The sequence below is a fragment of the Sphingobium sp. LB126 genome, assembly GCF_002795205.1.
GTDB lineage: Bacteria > Pseudomonadota > Alphaproteobacteria > Sphingomonadales > Sphingomonadaceae > Sphingobium > Sphingobium chungbukense.
Genome location: NZ_NETV01000001.1, coordinates 1732810 through 1757398 on the forward strand (window position 1 = coordinate 1732810; position 24589 = coordinate 1757398).

General features: G+C 64.5%; 23 protein-coding genes, 1 tRNA gene and 1 pseudogene. 17 read left to right on the forward strand and 8 right to left on the reverse strand.

Annotated elements, in window-relative coordinates; all coding sequences use genetic code 11:
- Window positions 1–25 precede the first annotated feature (25 nt).
- The 12 genes from CAF53_RS08480 to CAF53_RS08535 all read left to right on the forward strand — a co-directional run bounded on the left by CAF53_RS08480 (window position 26) and on the right by CAF53_RS08535 (window position 11389).
- Window positions 26–1975 (forward strand): alpha/beta fold hydrolase, encoded by a 1950-nt coding sequence (locus CAF53_RS08480; protein ID WP_100237834.1) that lies wholly within the window; start codon window positions 26–28, stop codon window positions 1973–1975.
- A 124-nt stretch (window positions 1976–2099) separates the two neighbouring features.
- Entirely contained in the window at window positions 2100–2780 is a 681-nt protein-coding gene (locus CAF53_RS08485) for a DUF2490 domain-containing protein (protein WP_100237835.1), read from the forward strand.
- 275 nt (window positions 2781–3055) lie between these two features.
- On the forward strand, window positions 3056–4180 hold the full coding sequence (locus CAF53_RS08490; protein WP_100237836.1) for an 8-amino-7-oxononanoate synthase: 1125 nt from the start codon (window positions 3056–3058) through the stop codon (window positions 4178–4180).
- Window positions 4177–4791 carry a dethiobiotin synthase gene (bioD, locus tag CAF53_RS08495; RefSeq protein ID WP_100237837.1) on the forward strand — a complete coding sequence of 205 codons (615 nt, stop codon included), beginning with the start codon at window positions 4177–4179 and terminating at the stop codon, window positions 4789–4791. The genes CAF53_RS08490 and bioD overlap by 4 nt, the downstream gene beginning before the upstream one ends.
- 140 nt (window positions 4792–4931) lie before the next feature.
- Entirely contained in the window at window positions 4932–6977 is a 2046-nt protein-coding gene (locus tag CAF53_RS08500) for a M13-type metalloendopeptidase (protein ID WP_100237838.1), read from the forward strand.
- 218 nt (window positions 6978–7195) lie between these two features.
- Window positions 7196–7609: a DUF4168 domain-containing protein gene (locus CAF53_RS08505; RefSeq protein ID WP_100237839.1), complete on the forward strand. Its 414-nt coding sequence runs from the start codon at window positions 7196–7198 to the stop codon at window positions 7607–7609.
- 262 nt (window positions 7610–7871) lie between these two features.
- Window positions 7872–9161, forward strand: a complete 1290-nt coding sequence (locus CAF53_RS08510; protein WP_100237840.1) for an adenosylmethionine--8-amino-7-oxononanoate transaminase — start codon at window positions 7872–7874, stop codon at window positions 9159–9161.
- Between the two features lie 59 nt (window positions 9162–9220).
- On the forward strand, window positions 9221–9439 hold the full coding sequence (gene infA, locus CAF53_RS08515) for a translation initiation factor IF-1 (protein WP_003049127.1): 219 nt from the start codon (window positions 9221–9223) through the stop codon (window positions 9437–9439).
- Window positions 9440–9451: 12 nt separating this feature from the next.
- Window positions 9452–10024, forward strand: a complete 573-nt coding sequence (locus CAF53_RS08520; protein ID WP_100237841.1) for a nucleoside triphosphate pyrophosphatase — start codon at window positions 9452–9454, stop codon at window positions 10022–10024.
- A 64-nt stretch (window positions 10025–10088) separates the two neighbouring features.
- On the forward strand, window positions 10089–11078 hold the full coding sequence (locus CAF53_RS08525; RefSeq protein ID WP_100237842.1) for a ribonuclease: 990 nt from the start codon (window positions 10089–10091) through the stop codon (window positions 11076–11078).
- Complete coding sequence (gene yacG, locus CAF53_RS08530) at window positions 11068–11262, forward strand: DNA gyrase inhibitor YacG (protein ID WP_100237843.1); 195 nt, start codon at window positions 11068–11070, stop codon at window positions 11260–11262. The genes CAF53_RS08525 and yacG overlap by 11 nt, the downstream gene beginning before the upstream one ends.
- Before the next feature lie 51 nt (window positions 11263–11313).
- Window positions 11314–11389: transfer RNA gene (locus CAF53_RS08535), tRNA-Phe, on the forward strand.
- 124 nt (window positions 11390–11513) lie between these two features.
- Here the strand turns inward: CAF53_RS08535 and CAF53_RS08540 are convergent.
- Entirely contained in the window at window positions 11514–11972 is a 459-nt protein-coding gene (locus CAF53_RS08540; protein WP_046762249.1) for a low molecular weight protein-tyrosine-phosphatase, read from the reverse strand.
- Window positions 11969–13422, reverse strand: a pseudogene (locus tag CAF53_RS08545) (ATP-binding protein). Before CAF53_RS08545 ends, CAF53_RS08540 begins: the two are co-directional and overlap by 4 nt.
- 114 nt (window positions 13423–13536) lie before the next feature.
- Here CAF53_RS08545 and ppc point away from each other — a divergent pair.
- Complete coding sequence (gene ppc, locus CAF53_RS08550; RefSeq protein ID WP_100237844.1) at window positions 13537–16233, forward strand: phosphoenolpyruvate carboxylase; 2697 nt, start codon at window positions 13537–13539, stop codon at window positions 16231–16233.
- Window positions 16234–16416: 183 nt separating this feature from the next.
- Here the strand turns inward: ppc and CAF53_RS08555 are convergent, their stop codons facing one another.
- Window positions 16417–16977: an outer membrane beta-barrel protein gene (locus tag CAF53_RS08555; RefSeq protein ID WP_100237845.1), complete on the reverse strand. Its 561-nt coding sequence runs from the start codon at window positions 16975–16977 to the stop codon at window positions 16417–16419.
- Window positions 16978–17287: 310 nt separating this feature from the next.
- Between CAF53_RS08555 and CAF53_RS08560 the strand changes: the two genes are divergently transcribed.
- Window positions 17288–17839 (forward strand): hypothetical protein, encoded by a 552-nt coding sequence (locus tag CAF53_RS08560; RefSeq protein ID WP_100237846.1) that lies wholly within the window; start codon window positions 17288–17290, stop codon window positions 17837–17839.
- Window positions 17839–18510 (forward strand): hypothetical protein, encoded by a 672-nt coding sequence (locus tag CAF53_RS08565; protein WP_100237847.1) that lies wholly within the window; start codon window positions 17839–17841, stop codon window positions 18508–18510. Before CAF53_RS08560 ends, CAF53_RS08565 begins: the two co-directional genes overlap by 1 nt.
- Here the strand turns inward: CAF53_RS08565 and CAF53_RS08570 are convergent.
- Window positions 18497–18949 (reverse strand): peptidylprolyl isomerase, encoded by a 453-nt coding sequence (locus CAF53_RS08570; RefSeq protein WP_046762255.1) that lies wholly within the window; start codon window positions 18947–18949, stop codon window positions 18497–18499. The two genes, CAF53_RS08565 and CAF53_RS08570, sit on opposite strands and share 14 nt — an antisense overlap.
- A gap of 156 nt (window positions 18950–19105) precedes the next feature.
- Here CAF53_RS08570 and mgtE point away from each other — a divergent pair, with 156 nt between their 5' ends.
- Window positions 19106–20533 (forward strand): magnesium transporter, encoded by a 1428-nt coding sequence (gene mgtE, locus CAF53_RS08575; RefSeq protein ID WP_100237848.1) that lies wholly within the window; start codon window positions 19106–19108, stop codon window positions 20531–20533.
- Between the two features lie 42 nt (window positions 20534–20575).
- Entirely contained in the window at window positions 20576–20974 is a 399-nt protein-coding gene (locus CAF53_RS08580; RefSeq protein WP_046762257.1) for a DUF1489 domain-containing protein, read from the forward strand.
- Between the two features lie 6 nt (window positions 20975–20980).
- Here CAF53_RS08580 and CAF53_RS08585 read toward each other — a convergent pair whose 3' ends face one another.
- From CAF53_RS08585 to CAF53_RS08600, 4 genes are all read right to left on the reverse strand, one after another.
- Entirely contained in the window at window positions 20981–22387 is a 1407-nt protein-coding gene (locus CAF53_RS08585; protein WP_100237849.1) for a UdgX family uracil-DNA binding protein, read from the reverse strand.
- A 5-nt stretch (window positions 22388–22392) separates the two neighbouring features.
- Window positions 22393–22857 carry a hemerythrin domain-containing protein gene (locus tag CAF53_RS08590; RefSeq protein ID WP_100237850.1) on the reverse strand — a complete coding sequence of 155 codons (465 nt, stop codon included), beginning with the start codon at window positions 22855–22857 and terminating at the stop codon, window positions 22393–22395.
- Between the two features lie 53 nt (window positions 22858–22910).
- Entirely contained in the window at window positions 22911–23207 is a 297-nt protein-coding gene (locus CAF53_RS08595) for a hypothetical protein (RefSeq protein WP_100238744.1), read from the reverse strand.
- Between the two features lie 129 nt (window positions 23208–23336).
- Window positions 23337–24587 carry a putative DNA modification/repair radical SAM protein gene (locus CAF53_RS08600; RefSeq protein WP_046762260.1) on the reverse strand — a complete coding sequence of 417 codons (1251 nt, stop codon included), beginning with the start codon at window positions 24585–24587 and terminating at the stop codon, window positions 23337–23339.
- Between the last annotated feature and the right edge of the window lie 2 nt (window positions 24588–24589).

A 24589-nucleotide genomic window follows, 5' to 3' on the forward strand; every position in this document is an offset into this window, starting at 1 on the left:
GGGCCATTATGTTATGGGGGAAAGATTGAGGGGGTTTTCTGTCGTCGCGGGCGTCCTGCTCGCGCAGCTTTGCGTGTCCGCCCGCGCCGAGACCGCGCCCGCGCCGCGCAAGCAATGGCCGATCGAGGCCTTTGCCGAACTGCCGATGATGGAGCGGCCGGAACTTTCCCCGGACGGCATGCGCCTGGCCGCCAGGGTGTCGCGCGATGGCGAGCTGCTGCTGATGATCGCCGCCATTGCCGATGAGCCCAACCGCATCCGTACCCTGCAACTGGGGGAAAACGACCTCAACTGGTGGCGCTGGGTCAATGACGACTGGCTGATCGCGGGCATAGGCAGCGAAGCCAACGTCCAGGGCATGCCCTGGTCGATCAGCCGCGTCGCCAGCATCAAGCGCGACGGGACGAAGATCAACCTGCTGGCCAAGAATGTGGCGGCGCAGAATGGCGACGACGTCATCTGGGTCGCCCGCGACGGCACGCCGCGCATCCTGCTCGCCTATCAGTCGTCCATCTACGGCAATGATCTCGGCTTCTGGCCGCAGGTGGACGAGGTGGACGTCGCCACTGGCAAGATGCGTCCGGTCGTGACCTCGCGCCAGAATGTCATGTCCTGGTATGCCGATGCGACCGGGGCGGTGCGCATGGGCGTGGGCTATGACGACTCGACGCGCACGTCGAAGCTGCTCTACCGCGCCGACGGCCGGTCCAGCTTCCGCACGATCGACCGGGCCGATCGCCGCCGCGACGAATCCATGGTCGTGCCGATGCTGTTCACCGCCGATCCGGGCAGGGCGATCGCCAGCGACGATCATGAGGGCACCGACGCCCTGTACGAATATGACCTGACCCGGCTGGAACTGGGCAAGAAGGTCTTCGCCGCGCCAGGCTTCGACATTGACGGGATTGAGCGCGATACCGCCGGCACCGGCCTGGCCGGGGTGCGCTTTACCGCCGACGGGCCGGGCGTGCACTGGTTCGACGAGGGGCTGGCGAAGATCCAGGCCGACATCGACAAGGCGGTGGGCGCGCATCGCCGCGCCCGGATCGTGTCCACCAGCCGCGATCACCAGCGCATGATCGTGCATGTCGGCAGCGCCGACCAGCCGGGCACCTATTATTATTACGACACGTCGGCCGGCGCGATGAGCATCCTGTCGAAGATCAGCCAGAATTTCGGCCCCGGCGTCCATCTCTCGCCGGTCAGGACGATCCGCTACAAGGCGCGCGACGGGCTGGAGATCGCCGCCGTGCTGACCCTGCCTGCGGACAGGGAGCCGAAGAATCTGCCGCTGATCCTGATGCCGCATGGCGGCCCCTTCGCCCGCGACAGCGAGGAATGGGACTGGTGGGTGCAGTTCCTGGCCTATCGCGGCTATGCGGTGCTGCAACCCAATTATCGCGGTTCCTCCGGTTATGGCACTGCCTTTGCGGAGAAGGGCGAGGGGCAATGGGGCCTTGCGATGCAGGACGACCTCAACGACGCGGTCGACTGGGCGGTGAAGGAAGGGATGGTCGATGCGAAGCGGGTCTGCATCGTCGGCGCCTCCTATGGCGGCTATGCGGCGATGCGCGGGGCGCAGCGCGATGGCGGCCGTTATCGCTGCGCCATCTCCTATGCCGGGGTGTCGGATCTTTCGGCCATGATGCGCTACGACAGCCGCTTCCTGAATCACGGTACGCGCAAGGATTGGATGAAGGAGCAGGCGCCCGATTTCGCTTCCGTCTCTCCCGTCAACTTCGCCGCGCAATTTTCCACGCCCATTCTGCTGATGCACGGCAAGAAGGACCGGCGTGTGCAGATGAACCAGTCGCGCGAGATGGCGGAGAAGCTGAAGGCGGCGGGCAAGGTCGCCGGGCGCGACTATATCTATGTCGAACAGCCGCTGGCCGATCATTTCTTTTCCCGCCAGGCGGACCGGCTGGATTTTCTCCAGCGCATGGACGCCTTTCTGAAGGAGCATAATCCGGCCTGACCGGGCAGGCGGTTCCCACATGGGCCATCAATGTCACAAATCAGAAATGATATGGTCACAAGTTTGTAACGTAAAAGTCATAATGCGCGCCCGTTCGCCAGCATGGCGGAGGGGAGAATTGATCATGCGACTGACCTGCAAGCTGCTGCCCGCGCTCGCCCTGCTGGCCGCTCCGGCCGTGGCGCATGCCAGCGAGGACGAACAGCTCTGGACCACCGCCAGCGCGACGGTGAAGCTGAGCGATCATTGGCGCTTCTCGCAAGAGGTCGTCGCCCGGTTCAGCGACGATCGCGACGGGCTGTACGAGGTCGAGATGAATTCGCTGATCGGCTACAAGGTCAGCAAGAAGGTCACGGTCTGGGCCGGCTACACCCATGACCCCAATTATAATGGCGGCGACTTCGCGGTGATGGAGCATCGCGGCCGCCAGCAGGTGACGTTCGACAATATCGTCAAGATCGGCCCCGGCCAGCTCAGCGCCCGCCTGCGGCTGGAGGAACGCTGGCGCGAGGGCGTGGACGGCACCGCCTGGCGGCTGCGTCCCTATGTCAAATATGTGTTGCCGTTCCGGGAAGGCGGCAAGACCGCGCTGCTGCTGAGCCATGAGAGCTTCATCGACCTCAACACCACCAATTTCCAGCGGGTCGAGGGCGAAGAGCGGATGCGCAACCTGATCGCCATCACCACCCCGATCGCGAAGAATGTGAATGCGGAGATCGGCTATCTCCACCAGCACGGCTTCCGCCCCCATGCCGACGATCCCAACGACAATGTGGCGTCCTTCTCGCTGAGCTTTTCCTTCTGACCGGCCGCATGGGGATGTGGCCAGTTGCTGCCGTTAAGCGCACCGTGCTCCTGCGCAGGCACTCGAACGAGACGAGTGGCTCGCGAGAGCCCAGTTCAGACGGTGCGGTGATCCACTAAGGGCGGGACTGGGCTCCTGCCTGCGCAGGAGCACGGTTTACTCCGGGGAAAGCGGGGGGTCAGCCAACCCATCCCCCCTCCGCCCGAACCCGATCCGGACGCCGCCCCAGCGGTCGGGCTTGCCCGCGCCGCCCCAGCGGGCCTATAGGCCGCGCCATGACCAGCGAACCCTTCCGCTCGCAACTGGCGGCGCTTGAGAAGCGCGGCCGCCTGCGTCACCTGATCCCGCGGGCTGGACGGGACTTCGCCTCCAACGACTATCTCGGCCTCGCCTCCGACCCGATCATCGCGCAGGCGGTGGCCGACGCTGTGGCGCGGGGCGTGCCGGTCGGATCGGGCGGATCGCGGCTGCTGCGCGGCAATGCGCCCGAACATGAGGGGCTGGAGGTCAAGGCCGCCGATTTCTTCAAGACGCAAGGCGCGCTGTTCCTGGCGAACGGCTTCGCCGCCAATCTCGCGCTGTTTTCCACCTTGCCGCAACGGGGCGACCTGATCGTCGCGGACGAGCTGATCCACGCCAGCGTCCATGACGGCATCCGCATGTCGAAGGCGGCGGCCGTCTTCGCCCGTCACAATGATGTGCAAAGCTTTGCCGACCTGATCGCCGCCTGGCGGCAGGAGGGCGGCAAGGGGCGAGTATGGATCGCCGTCGAAACGCTCTATTCGATGGATGGCGACATGGCCCCGCTCGGCGACCTGGCGACGCTGGCGGCCCGGCACGAGGCGATGCTGATCCTGGACGAAGCGCATGGCACGGGTGTCTTCGGACCGTCCGGGCGCGGCCTGTCGGCGGGTCTGGACGGGCTGCACAATGTCGTGACGCTGCACACATGCGGCAAGGCGATGGGGGTGGAGGGCGCTCTGATCTGCGGGCCGCGCCTGCTGATCGACTATCTCGTCAACCGGGCGAGGGCCTTCATCTTCTCCACCGCGCCCTCGCCGCTGATGGCGGTCGCGGCATCCGCCGCGCTCGACCGGATCGAGCAGGCCAGCGACCTGCGCGACCGGTTGAAGACCCTGCGGGTCGACGCCGCCGAAGCGATCTGTGCACCGCTCGGCCTGTCCGCGCCGCGCAGCCAGATCATCCCCGTGATCCTGGGCGAGGACCGCCGCGCCATGGCCGCCGCCGCCGCCTTGCAAGAGGCGGGGTTCGACGTGCGCGGCATCCGCCCGCCGACCGTGCCGCCGGGCACCAGCCGCCTGCGCATCTCGCTGACCCTGAACGTCGGCCGCGCCGACATCGCCGCGTTGGGCGAAGCACTGCGCCGGGTGGTGGCGTGAGCGTCTTCATCGTCACCGGCACCGACACCGACATCGGCAAGACCGTGTTCGCCGCAGGCCTCACCGGGGCGTTGCGCGCTCGTTACTGGAAGCCGGTCCAGGCGGGCGTCGACCCCGAAGGCGACAAGGAGCGGGTGGCCGCGCTTTCCGGCCTTCCCGCCTCGCATATCCTGCCCGAAGCCTATCGCCTGACCACGCCCGCCTCGCCCCATCTGGCGGCGCGGATCGACGGGGTGGAGATCGGGCTCGACCGGCTCGCCTTGCCAAAGGTCGACGGCCCGCTGGTGGTGGAGGGCGCGGGCGGACTGATGGTCCCGGTCAGCGAGACGCTACTGATGATCGACCTGTTCGCGCATTGGCGCGCGCCGGTCATCCTCTGCGCGCGGACGGGGCTGGGCACCATCAACCACAGCCTGCTCAGCATAGAGGCACTGCGGGCGCGGGATATTCCCATCGCCGGGATCGCCTTCATCGGTGATCCGCATGCGGAGAATGAGCGGATCATTCCGCTGCTGGGCAAGGTTCCTAGTCTCGGACGGCTGCCGTATCTTGATCCGTTGGATGCAGAGGCGCTGAAGGCCGCTTTCAAGGCATCGATTCGCTTGCCCTAAACCGCATCGTGTCCCAGACCAAAGCCGCAAGCGTCGAAGATTTTTCGACCAACGACATGGACATCCCTGCCTTGGGACGCTCAACTCCCGCCATCATGGGCGCCCCAGGTGCCCTGACCAGAAAGCAAGGGAAAGCTTTGATGAAATATCTCCTCCTCGGCGCAGCGGCAGTTGCGCTGGTTGCCGGCGCGTCCGTCGCGCAAGCAGATCAGGCACAGGCTGATCGAACGCAGGCCGATCCGGCGGCCAAGCCCACCTACGGCAGCTACGGCTTCGACAGCGCCGGCATGGACAAGTCGGTCAAACCCGGCGACGATTTCTACGATTACGCCAACGGCACATGGGCGAAGAACACGCCGATCCCTGCCGACAAGTCCAATTATGGCGCCTTCAACACGCTGGACGACCTGTCGCGCGAGCGGACCAAGGCCATTCTCGACGCCGCGCAGGCTGACCCGGACAGCAAGATCGGCAATGCCTATGCCAGCTATCTCGACGCCGCCACGGTTGAGAAAAAGGGCCTCGCCCCCGCCAAACCCTGGCTCGCGAAGATCAAGGCGGTGAAGGACAAGGCATCCTACGCCAAGCTCGCCGCCGAAGCCGCCCGCGCCGGCATCGACGGTCCCTTCGGCTTCTACGTCAATCAGGACGACAAGGACCCGGAAACCTACATCCTCGTCCTGCACCAGTCGGGCCTCGGCCTGCCCGATCGCGATTTCTACCTCGAACCCGACGCCAAGATGGCGGCGATCCGCACCGCCTATGTCGGGCATCTGGAAAAGATGCTGACCCTGGCCGGTGAAGCCGACGCCAAGGCCCGCGCCGCCGCGCTGATGGCCTTCGAGACGGAGGTCGCCAGGGTCCACTGGACCCAGGTCGACAGCCGCGACGCCGACAAGACCTATAACAAGATGACCCTGGCCGATTTGCAGAAGGCCGCGCCGGGCTTCGACTTCGCATCCTATTTCGCCGCCAACAAGCTTGCCCCCAAGGATCTGCTGGTGTCGCAGCCCAGCGCCGTCGCCGGAGAAGCCGCGCTGATCGCCAAGGCGCCGGTCGGCGTCCTCAAGGACGCGCTGTTGCTGCGCACGCTGCACGGCTTTGCCGACGACCTGCCCGACAGCATCGCCAATGAGAATTTCGCCTTCTACGGCACCACCCTGTCCGGCACGCCGGAGCGCGAGGCACGTTGGAAACGCGCCGTGGACTTCCTCAAATCCTCGATGGGCGAGGAAGTCGGCAAAGCCTATGTCGCCCAATATTTCCCGCCCGAAACCAAGGCGGCGATGGACCAGCTCGTCAAGAATGTGATCGCCGCCATGGGCCGCCGCATCGACGGCCTCACCTGGATGAGCGACGCCGCCAAGGCCCGCGCCCACAAGAAGCTGGCCGCCTTCACGCCCAAGATCGGCTATCCCGACAAATGGCGCGATTATACGGGCCTGACGGTGCAGCGCGACGATCTCTTCGGCAATGCGCTGCGTTCCAACCAGTTCGAGTTCGACTATCAGATGGGCAAGCTCGGCAAGCCCATCTATCGCTGGGAATGGGGCATGACCCCGATGGAGATCAACGCCTATGCCAATTTCGGCATGGTGGAGATCGTCTTCCCCGCCGCGATCCTGCAACCGCCCTTCTTCGATCCCCATGCCGATCCGGCGGTCAATTATGGTGGCATCGGCGCGGTGATCGGCCATGAACTCAGCCATCATTTCGACGATCAGGGCGCGAAATATGACGAGACCGGCAAGCTCAACCAATGGTGGAGCGATCAGGACGTCGCCAATTTCAAGGCGCTGACCGACAAGCTGGTCAAGCAATATGACGCCTATGAACCCTTCCCCGGCGCGCATGTGAAGGGCGCCTTCACCCTGGGCGAGAATATCGGGGACCTGGCCGGTGTTGCGGTGGCGCTGGACGCCTATCACGCTTCGCTGGGCGGCAAGCCCGCGCCGATCATCGACGGAACGACCGGCGACCAGCGCTTTTTCCTGGGCTGGGCGCAAGTATGGCGGCGCAATTATCGCGAACCCAATCTGCGCCAGCGGCTCGTCACCGATCCGCATTCGCCGTCGCAATATCGCACCGACACAGTGCGCAATTTCGATCAATGGTATGCGGCCTTCAAGCCGGAGGCGGGCGGAAAGATCGCGCTCCCACCGCAGGATCGGGTGAAGATCTGGTGAGAATCGAAGGGGCTGGATCGGCGCGGATCCGGCCCCTTATTCATTTCGAAAAGGCAATGGGTTTTCGCGACGGCGAACCGTTTGAGTCATGGGATCAACCGCATTTTATTGGTTGACCGTCTCTTAAATACAACATTTTGTCGGATCGCTCTTCCAACCGGACAACCTCTTCCACAGCTTGGCGTTCAAACCCATGCGTAAAGTTGAGGAGAAGCAATTTGTCGGGTCTGAACACCATCTTTCTGAAGGCCGGTATCGCATCCATCGCGCTGGCCGCCGCCGCTCCGGCACTGGCCCAGGGCGCTGCCGCCCCCGCCGCTCCGGCCCAGGCTGCGCCTGCCGCTCCCGCTGCTGGCGCCAGCAATTTCTCGGACGCGGACATCAAGCAGTTCGCCGCCGCCGCCGTCGAGGTGACGAAAATTCAGCAGGACAGCTCGATCGCCGCCGCCGACAAGCAGCCCAAGATGCTCGCGGCGCTCCAGGCGTCCGGCATCCCGCCGGAAAAGTTCAATCAGATCGGTCAGGCGGCGGCCGCTGATCCAACGCTCCAGCAGAAGATACAGGCTGCCGCTCCGACGTCCTCGGCAGCCCCTGCGGCTCCCGACGCTCCGGCGACCCCGCCCGCGCAATAAGCGCGGCATTGTAGAGAGGTCATCTGGCTAGTCGCTTGGGGATGGCTGAATATGGCCATTCCTAGCCATTAAGCGCTCCGTGCTCCTGCGCAGGCAGGAGCCCAGTTCAGACGGTGGACCTGGGCTCCTGCCTGCGCAGGAGCACGGAGTATGTTTCGGCTCAGCATGTCCACCTTCATCCAATTTGCATCCCCAAGCCAAAACTACGTCCCGGCCGGTTTCCGCGATTCCATCTGACGGGAAATCGCTCTAGGCAGCGGCCATGACCTCCCCTGTCTGGCACCCTTTTTTCCAGCACGGCCTGAACGAGCCGATTCCCCACGTCGAGCGGGCGGAGGGGGCTTTGCTGCATCTGGCCGATGGCGGCACGCTCATAGACTGCATCGCCAGTTGGTGGGTCACGACCCACGGCCATTGCCACCCCCGGATCGCTGCCGCTATCGCCTCACAGGCAAGCAAGCTCGATCAACTCATCTTCGCGGGCTACACCCACGGCCCGGCGGAAGAGGTGGCGCAAGGGCTGGTCGACCTAACCCCTCGCGCGGCGGATCGCGACGCGCTCGCCCATGTCTTCTTCTCCGACAGCGGTTCCACGGCGGTCGAGGTGGCGCTCAAAATGGCGCTCGGCTATTGGCATAATCGGGCGCTCGACGGCCTCTCCGCACCGCGCCATCGCATCCTCGTCCTCCAGCACAGCTATCATGGCGACACTATCGGCACCATGTCGGTGGGCGAGCGCGGCGTCTACAACGCCGCCTGGTCGCCCTTGCTGTTCGACGTGGACACGATTCCCTTTCCCCATGAGGGGCAGGAACAGGCCACGCTCGACGCGCTGGAGGCGGCCTGCGCGCAAAAGCCCGCCGCCTTCATCGTCGAGCCGCTGATCCTGGGGGCAGGGGGGATGCTGATCTATCCCGCTTCCGTCCTGCGGGAGATGGCGGCGATCTGCGCCCGCCACGACGTCCTCTTCATCGCGGACGAGGTGATGACCGGCTGGGGCCGCACCGGCACGCTCTTCGCCTGCGAACAGGCGGGCGTGGTGCCGGACATCATGGCCGTGGCGAAGGGCATCACCGGCGGCGCGATCCCGCTCGCCGCGACGCTGGCCACGCCGCGCATCTTTGAGGCGCATAAATCCACCGACCGCGCCCGCCTCTTCTACCATTCGAGCAGCTACACCGCGAACGCCATCGCCTGCGCCGCCGCCGCCGCCAATCTTGCCATCTGGCGCGAGGAGGATGTGCTGGGCCGCATCGCGATCCTCAGCGACGGCATGGCGCAGCGACTCGCAAAGCTTGCCCAGCATCCCGCCTACGCCAACCCGCGCCAGTTGGGCGTCATCGCCGCCATTGACCTGACCACGCCCGATGCCGGCTATCTTTCCGACCTTGCCCCGCGCCTGCGCGCCTTCGCCCAGGAAAAGGGCCTCTTGCTGCGGCCGCTCGGCAATACCATCTATCTGATGCCGCCTTACTGCCTTGATGCAGATCAGCTCGATCACGTCTTCGCGGTGCTCCAAAAAGCCGGTGATGCATTCGGCGTTTCAGCCTGACTTTCTTTTTCGGCATTTTGGCGCTATGGCGGCGCGATTTTTCGGTTTCCCAGGATATTATGGCAAAAGAAGAACTGCTTGAAATGCGCGGACAGGTTGTGGAGCTTCTCCCCAACGCCATGTTCCGCGTGCGGCTTGAAAATGATCACGAGATCCTCGGCCACACCGCCGGCAAGATGCGCAAGAACCGCATCCGCGTGCTGGTGGGCGACGAAGTGCTGGTCGAACTCACCCCCTACGACCTGACCAAGGGTCGGATCACCTACCGCTTCAAATAAGCCGCTCCACGCATGCGGCTCATCCTTGCTTCTGCTTCCCCTAGACGGTGTGAACTTCTGGGTCAGATCGGCGCGTCTCCCGACGCGGTGGACCCGGCTGACCTCGACGAAACGCCCCGGAAGGGCGAACTTCCCGCCGTCTACGCCGCCCGCGTCGCCGCCGAAAAGGGGGCGCTGGTGGCGCAACGCCACCCCGGCGCGCTGGTCCTCTCCGGCGACACGGTGGTCGCCGCGGGCCGCCGCATCCTGCCCAAGACGGAAACGGAAGCCGAAGCGCGCGAGTGCCTCAAGCTCCTCTCCGGCCGCCGCCACCGCGTCCTGAGCGCGATCACCCTGATTGACGGGGAGGGTAAGGCCCGCCACCGCCTCTCGACCAATATCGTGATCTTCAAACGGCTCGATCGCGCCGAAATCGACGCTTACATCGCGTCGGAGGAATGGCACGGCAAGGCGGGCGGCTATGCGATCCAGGGCCGCGCCGCCGGCCTCATCCGCGCCATCCAGGGCAGCCACAGCGCGATCATGGGCCTGCCCCTCTACGAAACCCGCGCGCTGCTGAAGGCAGCGGGCTATCCACTGGACTGACGAGTGATTTCGAGGGAAATGGTACATTTCCCGGCTCGGCAATCACGACCAACAGGAATATTCCATGGCCGAATGGCTCTATGAAGAAGGCATTGGCGAAGCCCGCGCCGCGCTGATCGAAAAGGGCCGGCTGGTCGAAGCGCAGATCGAGCGGGAAAGCGACGCCGCCCGCGCCGGTTCGGTCATGCAGGGCAAGCTGGTCCGCACCGTCATCCCGAAGAAGCGCGGCATCGCCCGCCTGATCTCGGGCGAGGAAGTGCTGGTCGAACCCATCCCCCCGAAGATCGCAGAGGGCGCCACCGTCCTCCTCGAAATCCTGCGCGAAGCCATCCCGGAGGAAGGCCGCGCCAAGCTCGCCAAGGCCCGCATCGCCCAGCCCGGCTCCAAGGCGCATCCCGCCCCCAGCCTGCTCCAGCGCCTGCGCGCCACCGGCCTGCCCATCGTCCCATGCCCCGCGCATGAGGAAGACCGCTTCGAAGCCCATGGCTGGAGCGAATTGATGGAAGAGGCGATCTCCGGCGACATCGGCACGGAGGAAGCGGCGCTGCGCATCTTCCCTACCCCGGCGATGATCCTGATCGACGTCGACGGCTCGATGCCGCCCGCCAAGCTCGGCCCCAAGGGCGCGAAACTGGCGGCGCAGGCGATCCGCCGCATGGGCCTGACCGGCTCGATCGGCATCGACCTGCCGACGATGAACAACAAGGACGAACGCGCCGTCGCCTCCGCCCAGATCGACAAATATCTGCCGCTCCCCTTCGAGCGCACGGCGGTCAACGGCTTCGGTTTCGTCCAGATCATCCGCCGCCGCGAGCGCATGAACCTCATGGAACTGCTCCGCGCCGACCCGGTCGAGACGGCGGCCCTGGCGCTGCTGCGCCGCGCCGAACGCCACGGCAATGGCGGCCCGGCGACAATCACGGCAGCCCCCGCGATCATCGACCGCCTGCACAAGGCGACCGACTGGATCGAACAACTTGCCAAACGCCGCGGCGGCGCGATCAGCTTGAAGGCGGACGCGACCCTTGCCATATCGGCGGGCCATGTCGCCTAAAGCCGCCTCCTGCCCGATCTGCGGGCAGCCCGCACATCCCGAAACCCGCCCTTTCTGCGGAAAGGCCTGTCGCGACCGCGACCTTCTGCAATGGCTGGGCGAGGGCTATCGCGTTCCCGGTCGCCACGCTGAGGACGAGATGAAAAAAAGTGACGAAGATGGGGTAGACAGCACCCCGGACTGATGCCTATAGGCACGCCTCACCAAACGACAGGTGGTCCTCACCGTCGCCCGTGCCCGGGTAGCTCAGTTGGTAGAGCATGCGACTGAAAATCGCAGTGTCGGCGGTTCGACTCCGTCCCCGGGCACCATTAACTTATTGAAAAATAACAGTTTTTCTTGCTTTGCCTTGGTGGCCATTCAATCCCGTGTATGGTTTTGGTGTAATTGGATCAGATGGCGAGGGCGACGCGCTGATTGTCAGTGGTGGCATTTCTAGAGCCAATATTCCACGATCGCCTTTGCAGCGCGTGTCACATCGTCCCAGGTGATGTCGAACCCTGCATCATCGCCAAAATAGGGATCGGTTACGCCACTACCCTCGCGCCCCGGCACCATATCCATCAGCAGCCGCAATTCCGCCTTCCCGTCTGCAGGTCGTAACTTTCGCAAATTCCGCAGATTTTCGCTGTCTAGCGCAAGGACATGATCGAACTGGCGGAAATCGTCCGCTGTCACCTGTCGCCCGCGATAGCCCGAAATATCGATCCCGTGCCGCAATGCCACGGCCTGTGCCCGTTTGTCGGGCGGCGATCCCACATGCCAGTCGCCGGTTCCGGCCGAATCCACCTCTATGACCACACCGGCCCGCTCTGCCTCGGCCCGAAGCGCCGCCTCTGCCAGCGGCGATCGGCAGATATTGCCCAGACACACGAACAGGACAGAAATGCTCATCCCTCTGCCGCCGCGGTGGAAAGCCCGAGGTGCGGCACTCCGATGGACCGCCGCCCGCCGAAATCGGTACGCGCCACGATCACGCCCAGCTTCTCCATATAATCGATCAGCCGCCGCACCCGCCCCGGCGAACTCGTGCCATAGGCCCGCGCCAGCGCTCCATCGTCAGGGCAAGGCAGACCCTCCATCGCCGCCCGCGCGATCAGCAGGAAGGGCGCCAGCATATCTTCCGGCACCGGTTCGGCCGCCTTCATCGCGTCCGCCCATCGCGGATCGGCGGCGTCGAACATCCCCGCCTGCGCCATCGCAAAGCGCTTGCGGAAGGCAGGCAGGTCAAGCGGTGGCGTACGCAACCCCTTCATCCGGCAACGCACCCCGAAATCCTGGTAGACCGTCGACACGCTGGGCTGCGCCTCGCCCAGATCGGCGACGATCTCCTCCAGCACGGCAATGATCACCGGCTCATTCTGCCCGAAGTCGAGTTCCGGCGCGGCAGGCTTGGCCGACGGTGTGGCGGCAAGCGCCCGCATCAATTCCTCGGCAGGCAGCGGCGGCGGCTCCGCGCGCGGTGGGGGAGGGGGAGGGCCTCGTCCTCACCTGCGCTTGCGAACAGCAATTCCTGCAAATCCTCGGTCGCGGCGACCGGCGGCGGCATAAGCTTGTGCGTCCCGCCGCGCGTGCCGGTCTTGACCGAGCCGATCTTCACCGCCACCGGCCGCCGCGCGATCGCCGGGCCAAGCCCCAGGAACCGTCCGCGCTCCAGATCGCGGATCTGCTCCGCCTGCCGCCGTTCCATGCCCAGCAGGTCGGCGGCGCGGGCCATATCGATGTCGAGGAAGGTTCGCCCCATCAGGAAGTTCGATGCCTCCGCCGCGACATTCTTGGCCAGCTTCGCCAGCCGCTGCGTCGCGATCACCCCGGCCAGGCCACGTTTGCGCCCGCGACACATGAGGTTCGTCATCGCCGCCAGCGAAAGCCGCCGCGCCTCGTCCGACACATCGCCCGCCGCCACCGGCGCGAACATCTGCGCCTCATCGACCACCACCAGGGCGGGATACCAATGATCGCGGGGCGCGTCGAACAGGGTCGACAGGAAAGTCGCGGCGCATTTCATCTGCGCCTCCAGTTCCAGCGATTCGAGGCTCAGCACGACCGATGCGCGATGCTCGCGAATCCGCGTTGCCATCTTGACGATCTCACGCTCATTATAGTCGCCCGCGTCGATCACCACATGGCCATATTCATCGGCCAGCGTGACGAAATCGCCCTCGGGATCGATCACCACCTGCTGGACGAGTGTGGCGCTTTCCTCCAGCAGACGGCGCAGAAGATGCGACTTGCCCGAACCCGAATTGCCCTGGACGAGCAGACGGGTGGCGAGCAATTCCTCGACATCGACCAGAACGGCATTGCCGTTGCTGTCGTTTCCTATGCTGATGCTGGCGGTCACACCATGTCCTTTGGCCCAGCCTGTGGTCTTTGCGCAACCCGCTTTGGTCGATCCGCCGTGCTTGGCAGCGGATTAACTTGACCGTCCGATTGTTGCGATGCAGCATCGACCCTCATGGCGACTCCCGCATCTTCATCCGCCCCTGCGATCACGCAGAACCCCGACATCCGTTACCTTGGCCGTCTGCTGGGCGACGTCATTCGCGCCTATGGCGGGGAGAAGATCTACAAGCAGACCGAATATATCCGCTCCGCCTCGGTCGACCGGGCGCGGGGCCTGCATGGCGCGGACGTGGTCGACACCGGCCTGGATGCGCTCAGCCTGGACGACACGCTCGCTTTCGTGCGCGGCTTCATGCTGTTTTCCATGCTTGCCAATCTGGCTGAAGACCGCCAGGGCGTCGCGGCGGAGCCCGGCGCCGACGTCGCCTCTGCCGTGGAAAAGCTCGAATCCCACGGCATCGATCGCAAGGCCATACTCGACCTGCTCTCTCATGCGCTGATCGTGCCTGTCCTCACCGCCCATCCGACCGAGGTGCGGCGTAAGAGCATGATCGATCACAAGAACCGCATCGCCGACCTGATGCTGCTGAAGGACAACGGCCGCAGCGAAACCGACGAAGGCGAAAATCTCGACGAGGCGATCTTCCGCCAGATCGCCCTCCTCTGGCAGACCCGCCCGCTACGCCGCGAAAAGCTGTTCGTCGCGGACGAGATCGAAAATGTCCTTGCCTATTTCCGCGACGTGTTCCTGCCCGTCCTGCCGGCCCTTTATGCGCGCTGGGAACGCGTGCTGGACGCCCGCCCGCCAAGCTTCCTGCGCGTCGGCAACTGGATCGGCGGCGATCGGGACGGCAATCCCTTCGTCCAGGCCCCGCAACTTCGCCTTGCCCTCGCCAAGGGGTGCGAGGCGGCGCTGAGCTTTTACATGGACGCGCTCCACGCCCTGGGCGCGGAACTGTCGCTCTCGACCGAGCTAGCCCATGTGCCGCAGGCGGTGCTGGACCTCGCCGATGCCAGCGGGGACGTCTCCCCCAGCCGTCAGGACGAACCCTATCGCCGCGCCATTTCCGGCATCTACGCTCGCCTCGCCGCCACCTATCAGGCCCTTGTCGGCAAAAACCCATCGCGCCCCTCGGCGCTGAAGGGTGACGCCTATGCCAGCCCGGCCGATCTGCGCCGCGATCTGGTGACGGTCGCGCAGGGGCTGGCAAGCGAGGGGAATGGCGCGTTGGCGACGGGCGGCGCGCTGGGTCGCCTGATCCGCGCGGTGGAGACTTTCGGCTTCCATCTCGCTACGCTGGACATGCGGCAGAACAGCGACGTGCACCAGAGCGTCGTCGCCGAACTGCTGAAGGTCGCCGGGGTGGAGGCGGACTATGCGTCGCTCGACGAATATGCCCGCATCGCCCTGCTGCGCCGCGAACTGGCGAACAACCGGCCGCTCGGCACGCGTTTTTCGGAATATTCCGAACAGACGGCGTCGGAACTCGCCATCGTCCTTGCCGCAGCCGAGGCGCATCGCGTCTACGGCCCGCAATGCATCACCCACTATATCATCTCCAAGGCGGAGAGCGTCTCCGACCTGCTGGAAGTCAACATCATCCTCAAGGAAGCGGGTCTTTGGCGGCTCGGCGCGGATGGCACGCCGCAGGCCGAAATCATGGCGGTGCCGCTCTTCGAAACCATCGCCGACCTTGAGGCTGCGCCCAAGATCATGGGCGCTTATTTCGGCCTGCCCGAAATCGCCGGCGTGGTGCAGGGACGGGGCCATCAGGAAGTGATGATCGGCTATTCCGACAGCAACAAGGACGGCGGCTACATCACCTCCACCTGGGGTTTGTTCCAGGCGAGCAAGGCGCTTGCGCCCGTATTTGCCGAGGCCGGAACCGCGATGCAGCTCTTCCACGGACGTGGCGGCGCGGTCGGACGCGGTGGCGGCTCCTCCTTCGCGGCCATCCAGGCGCAGCCCAAGGGCACGGTGCAGGGACGTATCCGCATCACCGAACAGGGTGAGGTGATCGCGGCCAAATTCGGCACCCGCGATGTTGCCATGACCAATTTGGAGGCGACGACCAGTGCGACCCTGCTGGCGTCGCTGGAACCGGAGACGATTTCGGACCGTGACGCCGTGCGCTTCGCCGGCGCGATGGACGAATTGTCGAAGACCGCCTTCACCGCCTATCGCGACCTCGTCTACGGGACGGAAGGATTCAAGGAATTCTTCCGTCAGTTGACGCCGATCCAGGAAATCTCCGGCCTCAAGATCGGCTCGCGTCCCGCCAGTCGTACGAAAAGCACGCGGATCGAGGATCTGCGCGCCATTCCGTGGGTGTTCAGCTGGGCGCAGGCGCGGGTGATGCTGCCGGGATGGTATGGCGTTGGCCACGCGCTTTCCGCTTTCGAGGACAAGGCGTTGCTGGCCGACATGGCGCAGCACTGGTCCTTCCTGCAATCGGCGATGGCCAATTTGGAGATGGTGCTGGCCAAGTCCGACCTCGGCATCGCCGCCCATTACCTCCCGCTGGTCGAGGACCAGACCAAGGGGCAAGTGATTTTCGAGCGCATTCGCGAAGGGTGGGAAATGACCCATGACGGGCTGCTCGCGGCGACCGCCCAATCGCGCCTGCTGGAGAAAAACCCGAAGCTGGACAGTTCGATCCGCCTGCGCCTGCCCTATATCGAGCCGCTCAATCTGCTCCAGGTCGAACTGATGAAGCGCCACCGCGGCGGCGAAGACGACCCGCGTATCAAGGAAGGCATCGAACTGTCGATCAACGCCATCGCCACGGCCCTGCGCAACAGCGGCTGATAGGGGTGACGCGGCTGGCTAAGTCGCCGAACTCTTCCATCGTGTCGCTTGCATCGTCCTGATTGTGTCGGGGGGAATCTGGGACGGCCGCAGTCCGATGGCCGCCCCAAACCCCAATCCTCCCTGGGGGAGGGCTGGAAAATATGGACGGATCGCAAGAGACGATCCGTCCAAGCCGTCAGATCAGAATTTCGCGACGACACCCGCCATGGGGCGGATGGACCTGAAATTGCCCATGGTGTCGGCCTGTACGCGCAAGCGGATGTTGCTGCTCTGCGCCGACCCACCCATGTCGGCAGGCGACAGTTCGACGCCAGCGCCATAGGTCATGCCGTGATAATCGCGGCTGTCGGGGCCGAGCGCGTCGAAATTGACCCATTTATAACCGACCTTGCCGAAGATCAGGCTGTCCTTGCCCGCCTTCACCCCGGCGCGACCCGCCACGCCATATTCCCAGTCGATATCGCCGCTGACGCCCTTGGATGCCGTGCCTTCGACGCCGACGACCACCGGACCCGCGACGCGGGCGTTCACGCCTGCCACGCCTTCAACGAGACGGCCCCTGTAGCCGACCGGCGGAATGCCTTCCTTGCCGGTTTCGCTGTCGAAATTATGGATGCCGCCCATCACGCCGACATAAGGTTCGATGCGGCGCGATCCTGCGTCGTCCTGAGGTGCCTGGGCATTGGCGGCAACCGGCATCAGCAACGCGGCAGCGGCTGCTGTGAACAGCAGAGTCTTCATGGGGTTTCCCCTTCACTTGTTGGAAAATCAGTGGCCGCAGGTGTGGACCCTCCGGCAATCGCGTCAGGCTGCTTCAAGCGGCGCCGCGATATCCAACCAATCCCCTTCGGACCATGAAGGTTGCATGAACCGGACCGGAAAACCCGCCCCATCCCCCGTTTGTGTCATGAATACAACGGTTTCTGTCAGGGGGATGAACGGAAACCCTCTTGTCTGAACCCTGGATAAACAAGGGTGAACGGCTCATTCACGACCAATTCAAGCGTGGCGCGTTATCCCGGCACAGGATGAAGGAATAAGGAGAAAGGCGATGACCTGGACCGGACAAAGGCTCCTGGCCGCGGTCGGCCTTGTCGGCACGCTTGCCCTTGGCGGCTGCGGCTATGACGATGGCTATTATGGCGGTGTGAGCGTCGGCACCGGCTATTATGGCGGCGGCTATTATGATGATTATTGGGGGTCGGGCTATTACCGGCCCGGCTATTATAGCGGCTGGTATGACGGCTTTTACTATCCGGGCAGCGGCTATTATGTCTATGACCGGGGCGGAAGCCGTCATCGCTGGAATGAAGGGCAGCGCCGCTATTGGGAAGGCCGCCGGGAAGCGCGGCGGGACGATGGCCGGCGCGACACCTGGAATGGCGGCGGCTCGCGTCCGTCCTGGCGGGATCGTCGGGATGGCGATGGCAACCGCTGGAACCGCGATTGGGGCGCGACGCGACCCAATGCCCAGTCCCAGTCAGGAAGGGGACGACAGGATATGACGACACCAAGGACTTGGAATCGGGACACGTCGCCCCGTGCCCGTTCGGATGGCGGCGGGCGGTCCCGGCGCGACGGCTGGCGGAGCCGGCGCGACTGATGCGGGTTCGTTATGGTGCAGCCCTCTGCTTGGCTCTGCTGTCGGCCTGCGACGGCCGGGAGGAGAGTGCGATCGACAATCTCGCCAATGGCGCCAACGCGGCCCAGGTGGAGAATAACGTCCGGGCGGAGGCGCAGGCGGTGATGGAACCGCTGACGCCGCCCGCTCCGGGCACAGCGGGAGGCCTTCCGGTCGGGCCACAACCCGTGGTGGAAGAGGATTCGGTCGATCCCAAGGGGCCGCAGGGCGCCGCGCAAGTGGTGCAGGGCTATTACGGCCTGTTGGAGGAAAAGCGCTACGACGACGCGCAGGATTTGTGGAACGCCAACAGCGCCATCGGCGCCGAGGACGATGCCCGTTTCGCCGCGCGCTTCCGCAATTTCAGCGAGGTGCATGCCAATGTCGGCGCGCCGGGCGACGTGGAGGGCGCGGCGGGATCGCTGTTCGTCACCGTGCCGGTGCAGGTCTATGGCCGGCTCGCCGCCAATGGCAAGCCCTGGTATCGCCTGCGGCAAGTGACGTTGCGGCGGGTCAATGACGTGCCGGGGGCCCGTGAGGCGGATCGCCGCTGGCATATCGAGAGCATCGGGCCCTATGAACCGCCCGCGTCGCAAGCGGCGGAGACGGGTAATGCCATCTCCGCCACCGATGGGCTTCTTAAGAAACAGTAGCCTTCAGGATCTTGCCCGGGGTTTTGGGCGGTTCACCCTTGGGCAGGGCGTCGACATGCTCCATGCCGGACGTGACTTCGCCCCAGACGGTGTACTGGCCATCAAGGAAGGTGGCATCGTCGAAGCAGATGAAGAACTGGCTGTTGGCGCTGTTCGGGTTCATCGCCCGGGCCATGGAGCAGACGCCGCGGACATGGGGTTCGCGGCTGAATTCGGCCTTCAGGTCGGGCAGCTTCGAACCGCCCATGCCGGTGCCGGTCGGGTCGCCGCCCTGGGCCATGAAACCGGGGATGACGCGATGGAAGACGACGCCGTCATAGAAGCCGTCCTTGACGAGCTCGGTGATGCGCTCGACATGGCCGGGGGCAAGGTCCGGGCGCAGCTTGATGACGACGTCGCCGCCGCTGTCGAGGGTAAGGGTCAGGGTTTCGTCGGCCATGAAAGATCCTCTCTTGGGGGAAAAACGCGGATGTCCGTTCATATAGAGCGTAAAGGCGTGGATGGAAGCGCTTCATCGGCGGTTGGGGCATTGCAATTGTGACGAGCATCGGCAAAAGCAGCGACATGTTACAGGAACCGGACAGTAGGGGACGCGATGAGCGAACGAGCCGATACGGCCGAACCCCGGCCGGACGAATTGGGCGATATTGCCGCTGAACAAACCGAATCCCGTCATGACGAGGATGACCGGCTGAAGGGCGAATTCGTCTCCGCCGTGCTGGACGCGGTGGAGGAGGATGACCGGGAGCGCGCGCGCGAACTGGTTTCGCCGCTGCACCCCGCCGACATTGCCGACCTTCTCGAACTGACCCCGTCCGAACGGCGCGGCGAGGTTGCGGCCGCGCTGGGCGATCTGGTCGGCGCGGAGGTTCTGTCCGAACTCAACGATTATGTCCGCGAGGATATTCTCGACGCACTCGCGCCCGAGCAGGTGGCGGAGTTCGCCGCCGAACTGGACACCGACGACGCAGTCGCCATCATCGAGGATATGGAGGAGGCCGACCAGCAGGCCGTCCTCGAAGCGATGGAGCCGGAGGACCGCGCCGCCATCGAAAGCGCGCTCTCCTATCCCGAGGAATCCGCCGGGCGCCTGATGCAGCGCGATCTGGTCGCGGTGCCGGAGCATATGACGGTCGGGCAGGTGATCGACTATCTGCGCGATAATCGCGACCTGACGTCGGATTTCTGGGAAATCTTCGTCGTCGACGAAGCCCACAGGCCGATCGGCACCTGCCAGTTGAGCTGGGTGCTGACCTGCCCACGCAGCGTCGCCATGGCGGACCTGATGAAGCGCGAACAGACGCTGATCCCGGTCGACATGGACCAGGAAGAGGTCGCGCTGCGGTTCCAGAAATATGCGCTCATTTCCGCCGCCGTGGTGGACGGCAGCGGGCGGCTGGTCGGCATGATCACCGTGGACGACATCGTCCACATCATCTCCGAGGAGGCGGGTGAGGATATCCTCCGCCTGTCCGGCGCGGGTGAGGGCGACATCAACCAGCCGATCTGGGAAACGGTGCGCACGCGCCTGTCCTGGCTGGTGGTCAACCTCGGCACTGCTATCCTGGCGGCTTCGGTGGTCGGGTTGTTCCAGGGGACCATATCCAAATATGTCGTGCTGGCGGTGCTGATGCCGATCGTGTCGGGCATGGGCGGCAATGCCGGAACGCAGACCATGGCGGTGGCGGTGCGCGCGCTCGCCACCAACCAGCTCACCAGTTCCAACACCGTCCGCCAGATTCTCCGCGAATTCCGCATCGCCTGCGCCAACGGCACGGCGCTGGGCATATTGATCGGGGTGGCGGTGGGACTGATCTATGGCAATCACGATCTGGGGATCGTCATCGCGCTCGCCATGCTGATCAACAATCTGGTGGCCGGGCTGTCGGGCATATTGATCCCGGTCGTGCTGGACCGGATGAATGTCGATCCCGCCGTTTCGTCCGCCGTTTTCGTGACGACGATGACCGACGTGATGGGCTTTTTCTCTTTCCTTGGGCTGGCGACGGTCTGGGGGCTGTAGCCCGCCCTTGACCGGCCTGTTCGGGCACCCGATCTTTTCGCCATGCCGCTGCACCTCACCAAGATCGCTTTCCAGAGCGAAAGCCCCGCCACGCTCAGGACCTGGTTGGAGAATCATGCGGAGGAGGCGCGGCTGACCACGCGCTATCTGCCCAAGCGGGTGGAGGAACTGGCCGGCGGTTCTCTTTACTGGATACACGGGCATCAGCTTGTCGGCCGCAGCCCGATCCTCGGCTTTCAGGAAACCGGGCAGGGGCGTTACTGGATTCGGCTGGAGCCGCGTCTGATCGCTGTGCGGGCGCAGCCGAAGCGCGCCCATCAGGGTTGGCGCTATCTGGAAGGCAAGGATGCGCCGCCCGATTTGGGCGCGGGCGAGGTCAGCGACCTTGATGCCATGCCTCCGTCCATGTTGGGGGAGTTGTCGCGGCTGGGCCTGCTCTGAAACGGTTCAGGCAAGAGCCTTCAACTGCTCGCCTATATCCCGCAATTCCTTGACGAAGCGGGTCCGTTCCTCCACCTTGCGCGCTTCGTCAGGCACCCGCAGCAAATAGCTGGGATGCACGGTGATCCAGCCCTGAACCTTGTTTTCCAGCGCGATCGGCGCACCCCGTAGGCGGTTGATCGTCACGGCCTTGCCCAGCAGTGCGCGTCCCGCCGTGGCGCCCAGGGCAACGATGATGCGGGGTTGGATCAACTCCAATTCCTGTGTCAGCCACCAGCGGCAGGCCTGGATATCGGGGGTTTCCGGTGTCTGGTGGATGCGCCTCTTGCCGCGCCGCTCATGCTTGAAATGCTTGACGGCATTGGTGACATAGGTTCGCCCCCGGTCGATCCCGGCTTCCTCCAGGGCCTGGTCGAACAGGCGGCCAGCCGGACCGACGAACGGGCGGCCCGCCAAATCCTCCTGATCGCCCGGCTGTTCGCCGATGAACATCAGTCGCGCATCCACCGGTCCTTCCCCGAATACCGTCTGTGTGGTGTCGCGATGGAGCGGGCAACGCGTGCAGCCCATCGCCTCCTCGCGCAATGCATGCCATGCGGTGGCGGCATTCCCGTGGTGGGTGATTTTCGGGCGGGCGGGCTTGGGCGGCGTGGCGATCATGGCAGCCTCCCGTGCCTGGGCGCCGGCCACCAATTCCGGAATAAGCGCGGCTTCAGGCAGGTTGCGCCAATATTTGCGGGGCATTTCGGAAAGCATCGCACCGATTTTGAGCCGTGCCGGATTGAAGATCGCCGCATAATAACCCCTCCAGATCTGCTCGACCGGATCGTTTCCCGACGCATCCTGACAGGTGGCGCCCGGCCCCTCGGACAACGTTTCACCATCCCAATGGATACTGATCTCGGGCGTCAGTATCGACCATCGCATCGATGCGAAGCGCCGCACGAAGAAGCCGGCATTGGCACGTACGATATGATGCTCCGGCTCGAACCAGGCGACGAAGCGCGGCCCGTCCGGGGTTGCCAGTTCCCGGAAGCGGACGAAGGCGCGCATCTTGTGCAGATCGCGTCGGACGGCCTTGGCCAACCCCTCCACCCTGCGGACCAGCGGATCGGCCCGGTCTTCCAGACTGGCCGGGCGATCGCGCGATTGGATGAGCAAGGCATAAAGCAGCGCAAAACGTTCCGGATCGCGGTGCAGGATAGCCGTCTCGGCCAGCTCGACGAAGGTGCGTGGGACGGAAAAGGCAGCCGCTTCGGGAGGAGGCGGCGGTTCGTCCGTGGCGAACAGATCGTCCGCATCTCCGCATTGCCAGACAATGTCGGCCGGTGCCGTTCCGGCTAGGGCAAAGGTGCGCGCGGCCTGGCGCCAACCGTCGAAATCATCCGGCCCGTTCAGCCGCGCACGATACATGGCGCTTAATCGTCCCCTTCCGCGCGCTGCAATTCCGCCGGTTTGCGCCGGGCGAACTGGGTTGCCAGCTCCTGCTCCTCTTCCGCCGTCAATTCCCTGGCGGCATCCGGGAACATCTCCTCCTCTTCCTCGTCGATATGGTGGAGGTAACGCTTCTTCAGTCGGGCGAAAATACGGTTCCATTCCTCGCCGTTGAAGGCAACGCCTTCCAATTCTTCGAGATAATCGTCGATTTCCTTATGTTCCGACACGCTTTGCTGGGCATCTTCGCGCAGGTCGGGCCGCGCCAGCATGGTGGCGTAGAGCGTTTCCTCCTCCGCTGCGGCATGGGCGGTCGCTTCCACCTTGAATTGCTCGAACAGCTTTTCCAGCCGGTCGGGATCGTCCTTTGCATCCGACATCTTGTCGAATAGCTGGCGATGGGCGTCGTGATCCTGCTTCAATCGATCGAAAATGCTGGCGTCGGCCATGGGGCATGCTCCTTCTTATCCGGAAGGAACAACGAGGGATCGCGGCTTTGGGTTCAGCCGAACAGGGCGCGAAAGATGATCGCGACGGGAATCCAGAGCAACCCGCCCATGATGCTGGCGGACCAGAGTTGCAGGAGGTCGCGGCGGAAGCGGATGGCCAGCCCGTGGGCAGACAGGCCGCTTTGATCGAGCATCTCCCAGCGCCGTTCCAATCCGCGTGCCGCGATGGCAAAGCCGCCGATTGCGATGATGATGCCCAGATGCAGCAGCAGCGAACCGCCCATCTTCGCGACGATGAAGATCTGAAGCAGGCAGAAAACGACCAGCGCGGCGGCAAGATGGCTGCTCATCCGCCGAGCATACCCCGTGCGGTGCGGTGCGCCATCGTTCCACTTCGTCGCCAAAAATCCGACCCTTTCCTTGCGTTGGACAAGAAAAACATGAACCGCCGCACCGATCAACGGCAAAATGCCTGCGACTCATCGAAAAAGCTCATATTGCGCGTCAGGCGACGCAGGCCGCCTTTGCAGGTCGAGCCGATCGGCCAACTGGACCGGCCGCCAGTCGCTGGCGATCAGGAAAGGACGCAGTTTGGCGATGCTCCGGGTCAGCCGCGCGATATCGTCCAGCCGCAAGCGTCGATGGCGGCGGCTCGATATAATGCGCTCCACCGCCTTGACGCCCAGGCCGGGCACCCGCAGCAGCGCCTCGCGTGGGGCGCGGTTGATATCGACCGGAAAGACGTCGCGGTGCCGCAGCGCCCAGGCGAGTTTTGGGTCGATATCCAGCGGAAGGCAGCCGGTCTCGGGGTCGGTGGCACTCTCCAGTTCCTGCGCCGAATAGCCGTAAAAGCGCATCATCCAGTCCGACTGATACAGCCGATGTTCCCGCATCAGTGGCGGGCGCTTGAGTGGCAGCACGCTGCTGGGCGAGGCTATGGGTGAAAAGGCGCTGTAATAGACCCGGCGCAGCTTGTGGCGGCCGTAGAGCGAACTGGCCTGCCGGATGATCGCGCGGTCGTCCGCCTGGTCCGCGCCGACGATCATCTGCGTCGACTGGCCCGCCGGTGCGAAGCGCGGCGCATGGGCGTAACGGCGGCTGGCATCCGCCCCGTCCTCGATCGCGTCGCGCATCCCGGCCATGGCCGCCTCGATCCGTCGCTTGTCCTTTTCCGGCGCCAGTTTCCGCAAGCCCTGCTCGGTCGGCAGTTCGATGTTGATCGACAAGCGGTCGGCATAGAGGCCTGCCTGGTGCGCCAGTTCGGGGTCTGCATCGGGAATGGTCTTGAGGTGGATATAGCCCCGAAAATCATGCTCCTCGCGCAGGCTGCGTGCGACCGCGACGAGTTGTTCCATCGTATAGTCGGATGAACGGATGATGCCGGAAGAGAGGAACAGGCCTTCGATATAGTTGCGGCGGTAGAAATTCAGCGTCAGGTCGACCACTTCCCGCACCGTGAAGCGGGCCCGGCGCACATCGCTCGACCGGCGGTTGATGCAATAATGGCAGTCGAAAATGCAGCTGTTGGTCAGCAATATCTTGAGCAGCGATATGCACCGGCCGTCAGGCGCATAGGCATGGCAGATACCCATTCCCTCGGTGGAGCCGATGCCGCCTTTCCGTCCCGATGCACTGTCGCGTTTCGCGGTGCCGGACGATGCGCAGGACGCGTCGTATTTTGCCGCGTCGGCGAGGATTTCCAGCTTTTGCCGGGTACAAAGGGCGGTCATGA